The organism is Pseudomonas sp. RGM2987, assembly GCF_022952855.1.
Taxonomy (GTDB): domain Bacteria; phylum Pseudomonadota; class Gammaproteobacteria; order Pseudomonadales; family Pseudomonadaceae; genus Aquipseudomonas.
Genome location: NZ_JALJDX010000042.1, coordinates 1 through 2,168, shown reverse-complemented (window position 1 = coordinate 2,168; position 2,168 = coordinate 1). Strand labels below are relative to the sequence as shown.

2 protein-coding genes are annotated in these 2,168 nt (G+C 62.3%); both read right to left on the bottom strand.

From position 1 onward, the window contains the following. Positions 1-25: 25 nt before the first annotated feature. Entirely contained in the window at positions 26-658 is a 633-nt protein-coding gene (locus RGM2987_RS00255) for a response regulator transcription factor (protein WP_245138115.1), read from the bottom strand. Positions 659-689: 31 nt separating this feature from the next. Then, positions 690-2,051 (bottom strand): cache domain-containing protein, encoded by a 1,362-nt coding sequence (locus tag RGM2987_RS00250; protein WP_245138114.1) that lies wholly within the window; start codon positions 2,049-2,051, stop codon positions 690-692. Positions 2,052-2,168 lie beyond the last annotated feature (117 nt).

Genomic DNA, 2,168 nt, shown 5'->3' with positions numbered 1-2,168 from the left:
CCACAAAGGCAGTGGCCAACCTGGGCTAATGGGAAATCAGCCCATGGTCGATCGCGTATTTCACCAGTGCAGCGGGTTTGTCGATGTTGAGCTTGCGGCGGATGCTCAGGCGGTGGGTCTCGACGGTGCGCACGCTGATGTCCAGCTCGCGGGCCATTTGCTTGTTGTTCAACCCCTCGACCATCTTGCGCAGCACCTGGCTTTCCCGTGGCGTCAGCTCGTTATCGGCGGTCGGGGCGACGGCCAGGCGCTGGGCGATCTCGGCGCTGTAGAAGGTGCCGCCGCCGATGATCGCTTCGATCGCCGCGATGATCTCCCGCGAGGGCGCATTCTTGAGCACGTAGCCGCGGGCACCGCAGCGCACCGACTCGCTCACGTATTCATGATTGTCGTACATGCTCAGGATGAGGATTTTCAGGCTCGGGTACTGCTTGCCCAACAGGCGAGTCAGCTCCAGGCCGTTCATGTCCTTGAGGCTGATGTCCATCAGCAGCAGGTCCGGTGTGCAGCGGCCGACCATTTCGATCGCCTGTGCGCCGTTCTCGGCTTCGCCCACCACGTTCAGCCGCGGCATGACGGACAGCAGGGCGCGGATGCCGTCACGCACCAGTGAGTGGTCATCGACCAACGCGACGCGGATCGCCGGGGGCAGGTTCATCGGCAAGTGCTCTTGTTGAAGTGAGTGTGCATCAGCTTTCTGTCGCCGCCATGTTTATTGGCAGCAGGATGTCCAGTTCGCTGCGACCCGGCACCGACGTCACTTCCAGCCGACCACCGAAATGCTCGACCCGTTCGCGGATATTGCGCAGGCCGATACCGGCGTGGCCGCGTTCGACCTGCGGCACGTTGAAACCCATGCCGTCGTCCACCACAGTCAGTCGCAACGACTGGGCGGAGCCGAACAGGCTGATGCCGACACTCTTCGCCCCGGCGTGGCGCTCGATATTGGTCAAGGCCTCCTGGGCGATGCGGAACAGCGAGACCGGTGCGCCGTTTTCCAGCCGACAATCGAATTCATTGCTGCGGTAGGACACCTCCAGTCCGCTGCGCTGTTGGAACTCAGACGCGAGCTGGCCGATGGCGGCGGGCAGGCCCAGGGTATCGAGCAAGGAGGAGCGCAGGTCGTGGGAGATGCTGCGGATCTCACCGATGGCCTCGCCCAATCGGTCTGTCGCGTTCTTGAGGATGCCCAGGCCGTTTTCCTGGCCGTTTTCCAGTACATGGCTGGCCAGTTCGAACTGGAACTTGATCGACACCAGCAGTTGGCTGATGCCGTCGTGCAATTCGCGCGACACCCGTGAGCGCTCCTCTTCCTGCAGGCTGACGATGCGCTGGTTCAGACGCTGCAGTTTTTTGTCGGCCAAGCGGTGTTCGCTGACGTTGAGGGTCATGCCGCCGGCGAATACCAGCAGCACGGCGACCAAGGCGACGGCGGCAATAGCCAACATGGTGGTGTGGATGCCCTGGGCCACTTCGGCGCGGGCTTGCTGGGTGGCGCGCTCGACGTCTTCCAGGTAGATGCCCGTGCCGAGCATCCAACCCCAACGGTCGAGCATCACCACATAGGCCAGCTTGTCGGTGACCTGGCCGGAAGAGGGCTTGTTCCAGGCATAGCGCTGGAAACCTTCACCGGACTCGGCGCTCTTGATCAGCGCCTGGATCACCGGCAGGCCGTGGGGGTCTTTCATGTCCCAGAGGTATTGCCCCACCAACTCCGACTGGCGAGCGTGCATGAGGCTGCGGCCCTGGCGGTCGTACACGAAGAAATAGCCGTTGATCCCGAAGCTCAGCTTGCGCAGTTCTTCCAGCACCTGCTGTTGCGCGCGCTCGTCGCCCTTACCGTCGTTATACAGCGGGGCGATCAGGCTCTGCGCCATCTCTACGTAGTTTTTCAACTCGGCGCGCTTGCTCGCCAGGATGCTGTCTTCGATCAATTGCGCCTGCTGATCGCCCAGCTGGCGGTTGAGGGAAATCACCAACGCGCAGATCACCGCGATCGCCAGGACCAGGGGCAGAATCCCGAGGGCGACGATTTTGTGTTTGAGCAGCATCTGGACTCCTGGCAGGGCCTGACGGGGGGAGATGGATGGTCGGCATCATATGCCAAACGGAGAGATAAAACCCTGTGGGAGCGGGCTTGCTCGCGAATGCGGTGTGCCAGATAAGGA

Bases quoted from the DNA above. Each gene is read 5' to 3' on its own strand.
- RGM2987_RS00255 (WP_245138115.1), bottom strand. From the start codon at position 658: ATGAACCTGCCCCCGGCGATCCGCGTCGCGTTGGTCGATGACCACTCA.
- RGM2987_RS00250 (WP_245138114.1), bottom strand. From the start codon at position 2,051: ATGCTGCTCAAACACAAAATCGTCGCCCTCGGGATTCTGCCCCTGGTC.